This is a genomic window from Methylorubrum thiocyanatum (genome assembly GCA_014138645.1).
In the GTDB taxonomy this organism is placed as follows: Bacteria; Pseudomonadota; Alphaproteobacteria; order Rhizobiales; family Beijerinckiaceae; genus Methylobacterium; species Methylobacterium thiocyanatum.
Genome location: JACJIB010000003.1, coordinates 668,679 through 681,179, shown reverse-complemented (window position 1 = coordinate 681,179; position 12,501 = coordinate 668,679). Strand labels below are relative to the sequence as shown.

Below are 12,501 nucleotides of genomic sequence, written 5' to 3'. Positions count from 1 at the left end.
GTGCTGATCCTCCGGAGGAGGGATCGCGGGACGGCATGATCGGGCGCTTGTTCCCATTTTTGGAACATGCTAGTTGCCATCATGCAGATCGTTGCCAAACGGACGCTCCGGCTCTTCTGGGACGCGCATCCGCGCTCACGGAGCGGTTTGTCCGATTGGTACACGAGAGTCAGTGCTGCGAACTGGTCAGGTCCCGAGGACATCAGGGCTGAATTCGGCAAGGGAGTGGATTTCGTCGGCGACCATCGTGTCATCTTCGATATCCGCCGCAACGAATTCCGTCTGATCGTGCATGTCTCCTATCGCTACAAGCGCGTGCTGATTAAGTTCTTCGGTACCCATGCCGAATACGATCGGATTAATCCGGAGACGGTGGGATGATGGATGTCAGAGCCATCCGGAACGACGATGACCTCACCTGGGCCCTGAGGGAGGTGGAGGCGTATTTCGACCGGGAGCCGGAGGTCGGATCGCCCGAAGCTGAGCGCTTCGAGGTTCTGGCCGCGCTGATCGAGGCTTACGAGGGCAAACATTACCCGGTTCCCGAGAGCGATCCGATCGACATCCTCAGCTTCGCGATCGCCGAACGGGGGCATAGCCAAGCGGAATTGGCCGAACTGCTCGGCTCCCGTTCGCGCGCCTCGGAAATCCTCGGCCGGAAACGCGGAATGACGCTGGAGCAGATCCGGACCATCAGCAACGCGTGGAAGATCCCGATCGCTGCCCTCGCAAAGCCCTATCCGCTCAGCGGGGAAACGGCGCCCCGCCGCAAGCGCAAGCGTGACGTCTCGGCTGCCGCGTGAGTGCCTGCGGCGGATCCCCGGTGCGGCGGTCGGTCATTTCTCGTGGTGTCCGGCCGAGAGCCGGTCGGTCAGCGCCATCAGCAGGCCGGACACCACGAAGACCATGTGGATGCCCACCAGCCAGGAGAGGTCGCGGTCGCTGTAGTTCTTCACGTCGAGGAACGATTTCAGGAGCTGGATCGCCGAGATCGCGACGATGGAGGAAATCAGCTTCAGCTTGAGCCCGCTGAAATCGATCGTGCCCATCCAGGTGGGCCAGTCCTTGTGGTCGGTATGGTCGAACTTCGAAACGAAGTTCTCGTAGCCCGAAAAGATCACGATGATCAGCAGCGAGGCCGTGAAGGTCAGGTCCACCAGGGCCAGCACGCCCAGGATCGTCTGCGACTCGGAGGATTCGAGCGCGTGCGTGACGACGTGGCCGAGCTCCATCAGCAGCCGAACCAGCAGGACGACGAGGGCGACCGTCAGCGCCGCGTAGAACGGGGCCAGCAGCCACCGGCAGGCGAAGAGAAAGCGTTCGAAGCCACGTTCCAGCATTGTCCCGTAATCCCGGCCATCCGAGGGGCCGGGGTTTGGCATGGGCGCCCCGGCCCCGCAAGACGGTCAAGCTTGGGTCCGCCTTGCGGGTGCCGGCCGTCGGGGATTACTCCGCCGCAACGCCGACGCCGACAGGGCAAGACACCCCGGTGCCGCCCAGCCCGCAATAGCCGCCGGGATTCTTGGCGAGGTATTGCTGGTGGTACTCTTCCGCGAAGTAGAACGTGTCGAGCGGCACGATCTCCGTCGTGACCGGACCGTAGCCGCGCGCGTCGAGCGCCCGCGCATAGGCATCGCGCACCGTCCGCGCCGTGGCGGCCTGCGCCTCGTCCCGCGTGTAGATGCCGGAGCGGTACTGCGTGCCGACATCGTTGCCCTGGCGGTAGCCCTGGGTCGGGTCGTGGCTCTCGAAGAAGGTCTTGAGCACGGATTCCAGCGGCAGCACGGCGGGATCGAAGGCGACGAGCACGACCTCGTTGTGTCCGGTGAGGCCGCTGCAGACCTCCTCGTAGGTCGGGTTGGGCGTGAACCCGCCGGCATAGCCCACGGCGGTGACGTGGATCCCTTGCGGCAATTGCCAGAATTTGCGCTCCGCCCCCCAGAAGCAGCCGAACCCGAGCACGATCGTCTCGATGCCCTCGGGATAGGGCCCCTTCAGGGGATGGCCGTTGACGAAGTGGCGCTCGGCGGTCGGCAGGGGATGCGGGCGGCCGGGGAGTGCCTCGGACGGCGCCGGCATTTCAGGCCGCTTGCGGAACAGGAGCATCGCGGATTCCTCTGATCATCGCGAATATCGCGAAGCGTGACGCCCGGTCGGCGAACCGACCGGCATCCCGCTCGGTTGCGCTTGATATGGTGACGGCCGTCGGCTTTGGCGACGGCAAGGGCAAGGGCAAGGGCAAGGGCAACGGCGTCGGCGGTGTAGAGCGGGTTTGCAGCGACTTGCGGCGGCGTGAACGGGGGCGATCGGGAGCGTATGGAGGCCGGTGACGACTGGCAGTTGACGGAGCGGATTCGCGCCAGCGCCCGCTCCGGCAAGGGGGATCCCTTCGCGGCGGCCGTGCGGGCGACGCGGATGGCGATGATCATCACCGACCCGCGCCGGCTCGACAACCCGATCATCTACGCCAACGACGCGTTCCTGCGGCTCACCGGCTATACCCGGCTCGAAGTGACCGGCCGCAATTGCCGCTTCCTGCAGGGGCCGGAGACCGACCTCGACACGGTGGCGCGGATCCGGGCCGCGATCCGGTCCGAGCAGGACGTGAGCGCCGAGCTTGTAAACTACCGCAAGGACGGCTCGACCTTCCACAACGCGCTGTTCATCAGCCCTGTCCACGACGAGGACGGCACGCTCCTGTTCTTCTTCGCCTCCCAACTCGATGTGAGCGAGCGCCACGCGCTGGCCGCCGAGCGCGACCGGACGCGGGCTGCTCTCGACGCGAACGCGCTGCTGCTGGGCGAGATCGGCCACCGCGCCGGCAACGACCTCCAGATGATCTCGGCGATGCTGACGCTTCAGAGCAGCAACAGCCGCGATCCGGCGGTGCGCGCGGCGCTCGCCGAGGCGATCGGGCGGGTCGAGGCCCTCGGCGCGCTCTACCGTCAGCCCGTCCCGGCGGATGAGAGCGAGAGGCACGATCTCGCCGATCTCGTCCGTGAGATCGCCGTCACCCGGGTCGAGGCGTCGGGCCGGGACGACATCGCCCTCGCATTCGATCTCGCACCGTATCGCATCCGGCCCAGGGTGGCGGGACCGCTCGCGCTGGTCGTCAACGAGGCCGTCTCCAACGCCATCCGCCACGCCTTCCCGTCGCGGGCCGGAACGCTCACCCTGCGCGTCGTCCGCGAGGGCGAGGATCTGATCGTGACGGTGGAGGATGACGGGGTCGGCTTGAGCACGACGGCCGACGGCAGCTTCGGGACGACGCTGACCGACGTCCTGAGCCGGCAGGTCGGCGGCACGAGCCGCGTCCGGCCGCGTGATCCTGCGGGCACCGCTGTCGAATTCCGCTTCCCGGCCGAGCCCATTCGGGCCTGAGCCGCTCCCGTCCGCGAAGGGATCAGTGTCGGTCGTCGGGGGCCGGCGGCAGGGGCAGCACCTCGATGCCCTCCTCGATGAGCGCCCGCGCTTCCTGCGGGCTCGCCTCGCCATAGATCGGGCGGCCCTCCGCATCGCCGTAATGGATCGCCCGCGCCTCGTCGGCGAAGCGCTCGCCGACATGCTCGGCACTCGCCTCGACCTGTGCCCGCACCGCCCGCAGCAGGGCGCGCAGTTGCCGCTCGGGCTCGGCGATCATCGACGCGGGTGTCTCCGCCGGGGCCGCCGGGACGGGCAGCGACGGTGAGGACGCCGCGGGCCGGCCGCGATCGGTGCGCGCGACCGCCGGGGCCATCGGTGCCTTCGCCACCTTGGCCGAATCGCAGAACGGGCAGGTCACGAATCCGCGGGCGGATTGCTCGTCGTAAGCCGCGTTGGAGGGAAACCAGCTCTCGAAATGGTGGCCCGACTCGCAGGCGAGGGTGAAGCGGATCATGGCCCGTAGATGGGGAGGGTTCAGGCGCGGCGCACGCCGAAGCTGCGCGCGTGGGACAGGGTGGGGATGCGGGCGCGCGCATCCGCGACCCGCGCGAGGTCGATCTCGGCGAGGATGATCCCCGGCGCATCGCCCTCGGCCTCGGCGAGGATGCGGCCCCAGGGATCGACGATGAGCGAGTGGCCGAAGGTCTCCCGCCCGTCCTCGTGCCGTCCGCCCTGGGCCGCGGAGATCATGAACGAGCCGGTCTCGATGGCGCGGGCCCGCTGCAGGATGTGCCAGTGCGCCTCGCCGGTCTGGCGGGTGAAGCAGGCCGGCGCGGTCATCACCGTGGCACCGGCCTCCGCCAATGCCCGGTAGAGGGCGGGGAAGCGGATATCGTAGCAGATCGTCAGCCCGAAGCTGGCCAGCGGCGTGTCGGCGACGACGGCGCAATCGCCTCCCGAATAGGTCGCCGATTCCCGCCAGCGTTCGCCGTTGGGCAGATCGACGTCGTAAAGGTGGAGCTTGTCGTAGGAAACCTGGATCTCGCCCGCGGCGTCGATCAGGAAGGCGCGGTTGGCGATCTTCTCGCCGTCACGGATCGCCAACGAACCGATCTGGAGAACGATCTTTTCCGCCCGGGCGACCTCGCGGAGGGCGGCCAGCGTGGCGTCCTGCTCCTGCGGGCCGACCTTCTCGAACAGCGCGGTGCGGTCGCGCTCGATCAGCGAGGTCGTCTCCGGGGTCTGCACGTAGGCCGCGCCGCGGCGCGCCGCCTCGCGCACCGCCGCCACCGCCGCCTCGCGGTTGGCGGCCGGATCGCGCCCGCCGCGCATCTGCACGCAGGCGGCGACGAACGGCTTGCGGTCGGACAGGTCGGTCATGCCGCGAGCAGGGGATCGAGGTCGCCGGCCCGCTCCAGGGCGTAGAGGTCGTCGCAACCCCCGACATGCCGGTCGCCGACGAAGATCTGCGGCACCGACGTGCGCCCGCCGGCCCGCTGGACCATGGTCGCGCGGGCGCCGGCCGTCTTCTCGACGTCGATCTCGTTGAAGGAGACGCCCTTCTCGCGCAACAGGCTCTTGGCCGCCGAGCAATAGGGGCACCAAGCCGTGGTGTAGATCGTGACCGGCTGCATGGGTCCGTCGCGCGCCCGAGTGAGGGAAGCGACGGATATAGGCGAGCCGCGGGGATCTTCCTACTGCGGCGGAGACACAGGCGTGGCGAGACCGCCGCGTGAGCGGCCCCGTGCCCCGGCTCAGGCGGCCAGCAGCTTCTCGACCTCGTTGACGAGGTCGCGCAGGTGGAAGGGCTTCGAGAGCACCTTCGCATCCTTGGGCGCCTTCGAATCCGGGTTCAGCGCCACCGCGGCGAAGCCGGTGATGAACATCACCTTGATGTCGGGGTCGAGTTCGGTGGCGCGGCGCGCCAGTTCGATCCCGTCCATCTCCGGCATGACGATGTCGGTCAGCAGAAGCTCGAACGGCTCCTCGCGCAGGCGGTTATAGGCGGACAGGCCGTTGTCGAAGGACAGCACGTCGTAGCCGGCGTTCTGGAGCGCCTTGGCCAGGAACCGGCGCATGTCGTTGTCGTCTTCCGCGAGCAGGATCTTCATCGAACGGCGTCCCGGTGCCCATGCGCCTTGGAGTGTCTCAGGAAACGTCCGGTCGCTACCATGCCGCTTGAGGGCACGACAGCGCGGCCGGCGCTTTGCGAGAGGTGCTCAGTGGGTGTTCATTTCATAAAGCGGCGGCTTGGTAAACAGAGCGTTAAGCCGGGCCGGTGTCGCGCCGCACCCGACGATCGAAGCGCCCTGCCCTTCCGCTCCGTCGCTGCTCCCGCGTCGCCCTACGTCACGGTGCGTCGCATGGTGGACAGGGCCGGCGCGTGGCCGCAAAGTGGCGCGATGTTCCTTCCGCGCCACGCTCAGGCCCCCGCGACTCGATGAGCCCATCCCAGCCCGACGGTCCCGAGGCGTTCGATCCACCCTTCGTCGTGGATGAGCCGGCGCAGCACACGATTCCCTTCGTGTTCAACGCGCCCCATTCCGGCGCGCATTATCCCGCTTCCTTCCTCGCCGCCTCCCGGCTCGACGCGCTGGCCCTGCGCCGCTCGGAGGACGCCCATGTCGACCGGCTGTTCGCCTCGGTCGTCGGCCTCGGCGCGCCCCTGATGCGGGCGAACTTCCCCCGCGCCTATCTCGACGTGAACCGCGAGCCCTACGAACTCGACCCGCGCATGTTCGCCGGCCGCCTGCCCTCCTTCGCCAACACCCGCTCCATGCGGGTCGCCGGGGGGTTGGGCACGGTGCCCCGCATCGTCGCCGACGGACAGGAGATCTACCGGGAGCGCCTGCCGGTCGACGTGGCGGTGCAGCGCATCGAGACGCTCTACAAGCCCTATCATCGGACCCTGCGCGGCCTGATCCACCGCACGGCGCGGACCTTCGGTCGGACCTTCCTGATCGATTGTCACTCGATGCCCTCGTCGAGTCTCGGGCGCGACGAGAGCGCCCAGGCCGACTTCGTCCTCGGAGATCGCTTCGGCACGGCCTGCCTGCCTTCCCTGGTGGAGGGCGTCGAGAGCCGCCTGCGGGGGCTGGGCTACAAGGTGGTGCGCAACAAGCCCTATGCCGGCGGCTTCATCACCGAGCATTACGGCGAGCCGGGCCTCGGGCGGCATGCGCTGCAGATCGAGATCAACCGTGCGCTCTACATGAACGAGCAGTCGCTGGCGTTGACGGCGGGCTTCGCGACGCTCGCGGAGCATCTCGCCAAGGTGATCGCCGACGTCGCTGCCGAGACCGTCGAGGTGCCGCCCCACCGCATCGCGGCGGAATGATCCGCCCGGACCGCGGCTTCCGGCTCCCGCAAGACGGCGCCGCCCCGGTCCGCATTGGGTTGAGCCCTGATCGGAAAAGAAAAAAGGCCGCCCCGAAGGACGGCCCGAAGTCTAGGGAGGAAACGCCCAAGAAGGGCTGCGGGACCGCGACGCCATCGCGATCTCGCAATGCACAAATCGCATCGCGTCGCACAAATCGCAAGGGCGATGATAACGTTTCCACATGCGCGCAGAGCATGGCTCTGTCGCGCATATGCATGGAACCGGTCAGGCATCGCCGAGAAGGGCCCGGATCTCCGCCTTCAGGGCGTCGGCCAGCTCCGGCCGCTCCAGTCCGTAAGCGAGATTGGCGGTGAGGAAGCCGATCTTGGAGCCGGTGTCGTAGGTGCGCCCGTCGTAGCGCATGCCGTAGAACTTCTGCTGCTCGGCCAGCCGGATCATCGCGTCGGTGAGCTGGATCTCGCCGCCGGCCCCGGTCTCGCCGCGCTCCAGGATCGAGAAGATCTCGGGCTGGAGGATGTAGCGGCCGGAGATGATGAAGTTCGAGGGTGCGGTGCCCTGCTTGGGCTTCTCCACCATGCCGGTGATCTCGAAGGTCTGGCCGAAGGTCTCGCCCACGCCGACGATGCCGTACTGGTGCGTCTCCTCGGGCTTCACCTCCTCCACCGCGATGATGTTGCCGCCGTGCTGCTCGTAGGCCGCGAGCATCTGGCCCATGCAGCCGCGGCTCAGCATGTCGGGCAGCAGCACTGCGAAGGGCTCGTCGCGGACGATCTCGCGGGCGCACCAGACCGCGTGGCCGAGGCCGAGCGGGGCCTGCTGCCGGGTGAAGCTCGTCTGGCCGGCCTTGGGCAGGTCCTTCTTCAGCTCCTCGTAGGCCGCCGTCTTGCCGCGCGCCTGCAGCGTGTGGTCGAGTTCGAACGCGATGTCGAAATGGTCCTCGATCACGGCCTTGCCGCGGCCGGTGACGAAGATGAAGTGCTCGATGCCGGCTTCCCGAGCCTCGTCGACGACGTGCTGGACGACCGGTCGATCGACGACCGTGAGCATTTCCTTCGGCACGGCCTTGGTCGCCGGCAGGAAGCGCGTGCCGAGGCCCGCGACGGGAAGGACGGCCTTGCGAATTCGTTTCATATGGCGGGACCCGCATTTTGGGCGATTGTCGGGGTGAGCCCTGATCGACAGGGATCAAATAGTACGCGAGCCGCCGCTAACAGCCCCGCTTGGGTATGATTGGCAGGATTTCGTCATAAAATCATGGCTGAAGCTTTCGCTCGCGAAGGGCGAACGACGAATCGGGGGTTGAGCGATGGCGGTTCTGGTCACGGGCGGCGCAGGGTACATCGGCAGCCATATGGTGCTGGCGCTGGTCGATGCCGGCCACGAGGAGGTCGTGGTCCTCGACGACCTCTCGACCGGCTACGACTGGGCCCTGCCGCCGGAGGTGCGCCTCGTCGTCGGCGACGTGGCCGACCAAGCCCTCGTCACCGAGACCATCCTGCGCCACCAGATCGATGCGATCGCGCATTTCGCGGCCAAGATCGTCGTGCCGGAATCGGTCGCCGATCCGCTCGGCTACTACCTCGCCAACACCGTGAAGACCCGCGCGCTGATCGAGACCGCGTCGCGCACGGGCGTGAAGCACTTCATCTTCTCCTCGACGGCTGCCGTCTACGGCGAGCCGGAGATCGTGCCGGTGCCCGAGACCCTGGCGACGAACCCGATCAATCCCTACGGTCGCTCGAAGCTGATGAGCGAGTGGATGCTCGCCGATGCGGCGGCGGCGCACGGCTTCACCTACGGGGTGCTGCGCTACTTCAACGTCGCGGGCGCCGATCCGCGCGGGCGCTCCGGGCAATCGATGCCGGCGGCCACCCACCTGATCAAGGTCGCGACGCAGGCCGCGCTGGGCCAGCGCACGCATCTGGAGGTGTTCGGCACCGACTACCCGACCCGCGACGGCTCCTGCCTGCGCGACTACATCCAAGTCTCCGACCTCGCCGCGGCGCATTTGGTTGTGCTCGATCACCTGCGCGGCGGCGGCGAGAGCCTGACCCTCAATTGCGGCTACGGCCGGGGCTACTCGGTGCTGGAGGTGGTGGAGGTGGTCAAGCGCATCTCCGGCCGCGACTTCGAGGTGCGCCTGTCGCCGCGGCGTCCGGGCGACCCGGCCCAGATCATCGCCGGCGCCGACCGCATCCGCAACGAACTCGGCTGGACGCCGAAGCACGACGACCTCGACGCCATCGTCGCCCAGGCGCTCGCCTGGGAGGATGCCCTGGTGAAGCGGAACCGGCGGTGAGAACCCGACGCGCCGTCCTCGCTCTCCCCCTCTGCCTGGCGCTGCTCGCAGCGCCCGGTCCGGCCCGGGCGCAGGACGGCGACTATCCCGGCTTCGTCGCGTCCCTGCGCTCCGACGCCACCGCACGCGGCGTCTCGCCGAACACCTTCGACGCCGCCTTCGCGGGCCTGCGCGGACCCGATCCCGACGTGATCGCCCGTACCCGCCGCCAGGGCGAGTTCAGCCGGCCGGTCTGGGACTATCTCGTCGGTGCGGTTTCGCCCGGGCGGATCGCCAGGGGACAGGCGCAGGGCAAGCGGCTCGCGACCACGCTCGCCGCCATCGAGGCCAGGACCGGGGTGCCGCGCGCCATCGTGTTGGCCTTCTGGGGCGTCGAGTCGGATTTCGGCGCGAGCGCCGGCTCGCTGCCCACGGTCCGCGCCCTGGCGAGCCTGGCTTACGTCCGGCACCGCGGAACCCTGTTTCGCGACGAGTTGCTCGCCGCCCTCCAGATCCTGGAGAAGGGTGACATCGAGCCGGCGCGGATGGTCGGGTCCTGGGCCGGCGCCATGGGGCAGGTGCAGTTCCTGCCCTCGGTCTACCTGCGGGAGGCGGTCGATTTCGACGGCGACGGGCGGCGCGACATCTGGCGCTCGGAGCCCGACGCACTGGCCTCGATCGCCCATTACCTGCGTTCGCTCGGCTGGAAGCCCGGCCTGTCCTGGGGCTACGAGGTCAGCCTGCCGAAGGAGTTCGACCTGACCCGCTACCGCGGACCGCTTTCCGATTTCGCCGCCCGCGGCGTGCGCCGCACCGACGGCAAGCCGCTGCCGGTGAACGGCGAGGCGAGCCTGTTCCTGCCCGGCGGGCTCGGCAGCCCGGTCTTCCTCATCACCGACAATTTCGAGGTGATCCGCGGCTACAACACCAGCGATTCCTACGCGCTGGCGGTCGGACACCTCGCCGACCGGTTGGCCGGCGGCCCGGCGCTTGCCGCGCCGTGGCCGAACGGCGACGCCCGCCTCGACGGGCCGGGCCTCAAGCGTCTTCAGGCGGGGCTCGCCGCACAGGGGCTCTATGCCGGCGAGCAGGATGGGCGCGCCGGTCCGAAGCTGCGCGAGGCGGTGCGCCAGTACCAGATCCGCGAGGGGTTGCCGGCCGACGGCTATGCCCGGCCCGCGCTGCTGGAGCGCCTGGAGGGGCGGCCTTAGACGCGCCGGCTTCCCCGCGCTATCCTGCGGGATCAAAGGCCGGCCCCCGGCCCTCCCCTTCGATCGAGGCTCCGCGCATGCAACGCCGCCCGACCGATCGCACCGCGTTCCCGCGTCTGCCTGCGATCCTCGGCCTTCTCGCTCTCGCAGCCCTCTGGCTCGCCGCCGCCTGGACCGCGCTGCCGCAACCGGCCGCGGCACAATGGGGCGACAGCTACGACGCGCCCGCCGCCGATCCCTACGCCGCGCCGCCGCGCCGCCGCGCCCGCGGCGCCTATGCCGACGAGTACGGCTACGGCCGGGCGCCCGCCCGCCGGGCAGCCCCGCCGCAGGAGGCGCCGCGGCAGTTCTACTGGCCCTGGGAGGATCAGCCGCGCGCGCAGCCGACCCCGCCGCCGCAGCCCACGCCCGGTTACGCCCGGCCGTCACGCCCGCGCGCGCCGGCCGCGACCGCCGGACGCTCGGATGAGGAGCGCGCCGCGCGCCGCCGCCGGCCGAGTCCGGCCCCGACGGTGGCGCAGCCCAAGGCCAAAGTGGCGAAGGCGGCGCCGACGACCCAGATCGCCGTGTTCGGCGACTCGCTCGCGAGCTACCTCGCCAAGGGGATCGACGAGGCCTTCTCCGACAATGCCGAAATCGCCGTGCTCGACCGCTCGAAGGCCGATAGCGGCCTCGTGCGCAAGGATCTCGTGGATTGGGGGAAGAGCGCCGAGGAGTTTCTCAAGGCCACGCCCAACGTCTCCTACGCCCTGATGATGATCGGCGTGAACGACCGGCAGGCGATCCGCGAGGGCGACCAGACCGTCGAGACCCTGTCCGACAAGTGGCGCGAGCTCTACGGAGCCCGGGTCGATGCGGTGGTGAAGGTGTTCGCCGATCACAAAGTGCCGCTGATCTGGGTCGGCCTGCCGCCGGTCCGCAGCGAGTCCCTGAGCCGCGACTTCGCAACGATCAACGACCTCGTGCGCGAGCGGGTGCAGCGGGCCGGCCAGTCCTATGCCGAGATCTGGCAGGGCTTCGTCGACGACCGCAACCGCTTCACCGCTTCGGGGCCCGACGTGGACGGCCAGGAGGCGCGGCTGCGCACCTCGGACGGCATCCACTTCACCGCCGCCGGCTCGCGCAAGATCGCCCACTTCGCCGACGTGGAGCTGAAGCGCCTGATGGGGGAGAAGGGCGGCCTGCCCTCCGAGCAGCCCGCCGCCGCGATCGCGGCGACCCCCGGCGAGGGTGGCGCCGGACTCGGCAGCGACGATACGGCGGCGATCGACCGCAAGATCACGGCGATGCTGCCGAGCCTGCCCGAGCCGCCCGGCATCCCGAGCCTGCCGGTCAAGCCTGCGGCGGGGCCGGTGGTGCCGCTCGGCCGCACCGAGACCTCCCCCGGCGGCACGCTGCTCACTGGCCGCTCGCAGGAGGGCGACGCCACCGGCACCCGCGAGCGCAGCCTGCAGCGCGGTGCCGCGCCCCTGCCGCAACCCGGACGGGCGGACGATTTCCGCTGGCCGCCGGGCTAGCGCATCATCCCGAAAGGCGGTTTCCGGCTTTCGGAATAAGAGGATGCAAAGACAATCGCTTAGGCCATCGTGCCGGATCCGAAATCCGGCACGATGGCCTTAGACGTCTTGGACCGAAACCGGTTCAGCCGTCGCCGGAGGGTGGACCGGGCGGGGCCTCCACGAGCCCGGCACCGACGGCGATCCAGACCAGATGGGCGTCCGTGCGGGCGCCGAGCTTGGCCCGGATCAGCGAGAGGTTGTTCTGAACCGTCTTGAGGCTGAGGCACAGCGCCTCGGCCACCGCCGATGCCGTCGCGCCCGCCGCCGTCATGCCGAGGATCTCGATTTCCCGCGGGCTGAGGTCGTCGAGGGCGGTACGCCCGTCGGAGACCTCGTCCTGTGCGATGGCTAAGGCGATGTCGGGGCTCATGGCGCGCTCCCCGCGCAGCACGCCCGCCACGGCTGTCAGGAGGTCCCGCGGCGGGCTCGCCTTGCTGACATAGCCGGCGGCGCCCGCGGCGAAGGCTTGGCGCGCGATGGCGGCGGCGGTGCGCATGCTGAACACGAGGATGCGGGCTGCGGCGTCCCATTGCCGGATATGCCGGATCGCCTCGATGCCGCTCGGCCCCGGCAGCGAGAGGTCGAGGATGACGAGGTCCGGCGCCTGCGCCTTGTAGAGGCGGTAGGCTTGCGCCGCGGTCTCCGCCTCGGCCACCACGGTGAAACCCGGCTGCCGTTCGAGCAGGCGGCGATAGCCCTCGCGCACGACGGGATGGTCGTCGACGAGGAGGATGCTCGGCATCGCGCACC

Annotated in this window: 15 protein-coding genes; 7 read left to right on the top strand and 8 right to left on the bottom strand. The window is 69.4% G+C overall.

Annotation, left to right across the window (positions count from 1 at the left end):
- Positions 1 to 81 precede the first annotated feature (81 nt).
- Together HNR51_RS10815 and HNR51_RS10810 are read left to right on the top strand one after the other, a co-directional pair.
- A complete protein-coding gene (locus tag HNR51_RS10815; protein ID WP_182554923.1) occupies positions 82 to 381 on the top strand; it encodes a type II toxin-antitoxin system HigB family toxin in 300 nt (99 codons plus the stop codon).
- Positions 378 to 803, top strand: coding sequence for a helix-turn-helix domain-containing protein (locus HNR51_RS10810; RefSeq protein WP_182554922.1), 426 nt, complete (start codon positions 378 to 380; stop codon positions 801 to 803). The genes HNR51_RS10815 and HNR51_RS10810 overlap by 4 nt, the downstream gene beginning before the upstream one ends.
- 33 nt (positions 804 to 836) lie before the next feature.
- Here HNR51_RS10810 and HNR51_RS10805 read toward each other — a convergent pair whose 3' ends face one another.
- Both HNR51_RS10805 and msrA read right to left on the bottom strand, forming a co-directional pair.
- Positions 837 to 1,340 carry a TIGR00645 family protein gene (locus tag HNR51_RS10805; protein WP_012455347.1) on the bottom strand — a complete coding sequence of 168 codons (504 nt, stop codon included), beginning with the start codon at positions 1,338 to 1,340 and terminating at the stop codon, positions 837 to 839.
- 106 nt (positions 1,341 to 1,446) lie between these two features.
- Positions 1,447 to 2,106 (bottom strand): peptide-methionine (S)-S-oxide reductase MsrA, encoded by a 660-nt coding sequence (gene msrA, locus HNR51_RS10800; protein WP_182554921.1) that lies wholly within the window; start codon positions 2,104 to 2,106, stop codon positions 1,447 to 1,449.
- Between the two features lie 210 nt (positions 2,107 to 2,316).
- Between msrA and HNR51_RS10795 the strand changes: the two genes are divergently transcribed.
- A complete protein-coding gene (locus HNR51_RS10795) occupies positions 2,317 to 3,381 on the top strand; it encodes a PAS domain-containing protein (RefSeq protein ID WP_182554920.1) in 1,065 nt (354 codons plus the stop codon).
- 22 nt (positions 3,382 to 3,403) lie between these two features.
- On the opposite strand, the gene HNR51_RS10790 is transcribed toward HNR51_RS10795, so the two are convergent.
- From HNR51_RS10790 to cpdR, 4 genes are all read right to left on the bottom strand, one after another.
- Positions 3,404 to 3,877: a DUF1178 family protein gene (locus HNR51_RS10790; RefSeq protein WP_152277620.1), complete on the bottom strand. Its 474-nt coding sequence runs from the start codon at positions 3,875 to 3,877 to the stop codon at positions 3,404 to 3,406.
- Positions 3,878 to 3,897: 20 nt separating this feature from the next.
- Complete coding sequence (locus tag HNR51_RS10785) at positions 3,898 to 4,743, bottom strand: carbon-nitrogen hydrolase family protein (RefSeq protein WP_182554919.1); 846 nt, start codon at positions 4,741 to 4,743, stop codon at positions 3,898 to 3,900.
- Positions 4,740 to 4,997 carry a glutaredoxin 3 gene (grxC, locus tag HNR51_RS10780; RefSeq protein WP_012455341.1) on the bottom strand — a complete coding sequence of 86 codons (258 nt, stop codon included), beginning with the start codon at positions 4,995 to 4,997 and terminating at the stop codon, positions 4,740 to 4,742. Before grxC ends, HNR51_RS10785 begins: the two co-directional genes overlap by 4 nt.
- 120 nt (positions 4,998 to 5,117) lie before the next feature.
- Positions 5,118 to 5,474, bottom strand: coding sequence for a cell cycle two-component system response regulator CpdR (cpdR, locus tag HNR51_RS10775; RefSeq protein ID WP_003603128.1), 357 nt, complete (start codon positions 5,472 to 5,474; stop codon positions 5,118 to 5,120).
- A gap of 329 nt (positions 5,475 to 5,803) precedes the next feature.
- Between cpdR and HNR51_RS10770 the strand changes: the two genes are divergently transcribed.
- Positions 5,804 to 6,700: an N-formylglutamate amidohydrolase gene (locus HNR51_RS10770; protein ID WP_012455340.1), complete on the top strand. Its 897-nt coding sequence runs from the start codon at positions 5,804 to 5,806 to the stop codon at positions 6,698 to 6,700.
- A 267-nt stretch (positions 6,701 to 6,967) separates the two neighbouring features.
- On the opposite strand, the gene HNR51_RS10765 is transcribed toward HNR51_RS10770, so the two are convergent.
- The gene (locus tag HNR51_RS10765) at positions 6,968 to 7,834 is read right to left on the bottom strand and encodes a UTP--glucose-1-phosphate uridylyltransferase (RefSeq protein WP_182554918.1); all 867 of its coding nucleotides are present in this window, start codon (positions 7,832 to 7,834) and stop codon (positions 6,968 to 6,970) included.
- Positions 7,835 to 8,009: 175 nt separating this feature from the next.
- Between HNR51_RS10765 and galE the strand changes: the two genes are divergently transcribed.
- The 3 genes from galE (at position 8,010) to HNR51_RS10750 (ending at position 11,709) form a co-directional block, all read left to right on the top strand.
- The gene (gene galE, locus HNR51_RS10760; RefSeq protein WP_182554917.1) at positions 8,010 to 9,002 is read left to right on the top strand and encodes a UDP-glucose 4-epimerase GalE; all 993 of its coding nucleotides are present in this window, start codon (positions 8,010 to 8,012) and stop codon (positions 9,000 to 9,002) included.
- Positions 8,999 to 10,192, top strand: coding sequence for a lytic murein transglycosylase (locus HNR51_RS10755; RefSeq protein WP_182554916.1), 1,194 nt, complete (start codon positions 8,999 to 9,001; stop codon positions 10,190 to 10,192). The genes galE and HNR51_RS10755 overlap by 4 nt, the downstream gene beginning before the upstream one ends.
- Before the next feature lie 77 nt (positions 10,193 to 10,269).
- Positions 10,270 to 11,709 (top strand): SGNH/GDSL hydrolase family protein, encoded by a 1,440-nt coding sequence (locus tag HNR51_RS10750; RefSeq protein WP_182554915.1) that lies wholly within the window; start codon positions 10,270 to 10,272, stop codon positions 11,707 to 11,709.
- A 124-nt stretch (positions 11,710 to 11,833) separates the two neighbouring features.
- Here HNR51_RS10750 and HNR51_RS10745 read toward each other — a convergent pair whose 3' ends face one another.
- Positions 11,834 to 12,493 carry a response regulator gene (locus tag HNR51_RS10745; RefSeq protein WP_182554914.1) on the bottom strand — a complete coding sequence of 220 codons (660 nt, stop codon included), beginning with the start codon at positions 12,491 to 12,493 and terminating at the stop codon, positions 11,834 to 11,836.
- Positions 12,494 to 12,501: the final 8 nt, after the last annotated feature.

Coding starts and splice junctions, on each gene's coding strand:
- HNR51_RS10815 (WP_182554923.1), top strand. CDS start 82: ATGCAGATCGTTGCCAAACGGACGCTCCGGCTCTTCTGGGACGCGCAT.
- HNR51_RS10810 (WP_182554922.1), top strand. CDS start 378: ATGATGGATGTCAGAGCCATCCGGAACGACGATGACCTCACCTGGGCC.
- HNR51_RS10805 (WP_012455347.1), bottom strand. CDS start 1,340: ATGCTGGAACGTGGCTTCGAACGCTTTCTCTTCGCCTGCCGGTGGCTG.
- msrA (WP_182554921.1), bottom strand. CDS start 2,106: ATGCTCCTGTTCCGCAAGCGGCCTGAAATGCCGGCGCCGTCCGAGGCA.
- HNR51_RS10795 (WP_182554920.1), top strand. CDS start 2,317: ATGGAGGCCGGTGACGACTGGCAGTTGACGGAGCGGATTCGCGCCAGC.
- HNR51_RS10790 (WP_152277620.1), bottom strand. CDS start 3,877: ATGATCCGCTTCACCCTCGCCTGCGAGTCGGGCCACCATTTCGAGAGC.
- HNR51_RS10785 (WP_182554919.1), bottom strand. CDS start 4,743: ATGACCGACCTGTCCGACCGCAAGCCGTTCGTCGCCGCCTGCGTGCAG.
- grxC (WP_012455341.1), bottom strand. CDS start 4,997: ATGCAGCCGGTCACGATCTACACCACGGCTTGGTGCCCCTATTGCTCG.
- cpdR (WP_003603128.1), bottom strand. CDS start 5,474: ATGAAGATCCTGCTCGCGGAAGACGACAACGACATGCGCCGGTTCCTG.
- HNR51_RS10770 (WP_012455340.1), top strand. CDS start 5,804: ATGAGCCCATCCCAGCCCGACGGTCCCGAGGCGTTCGATCCACCCTTC.
- HNR51_RS10765 (WP_182554918.1), bottom strand. CDS start 7,834: ATGAAACGAATTCGCAAGGCCGTCCTTCCCGTCGCGGGCCTCGGCACG.
- galE (WP_182554917.1), top strand. CDS start 8,010: ATGGCGGTTCTGGTCACGGGCGGCGCAGGGTACATCGGCAGCCATATG.
- HNR51_RS10750 (WP_182554915.1), top strand. CDS start 10,270: ATGCAACGCCGCCCGACCGATCGCACCGCGTTCCCGCGTCTGCCTGCG.
- HNR51_RS10745 (WP_182554914.1), bottom strand. CDS start 12,493: ATGCCGAGCATCCTCCTCGTCGACGACCATCCCGTCGTGCGCGAGGGC.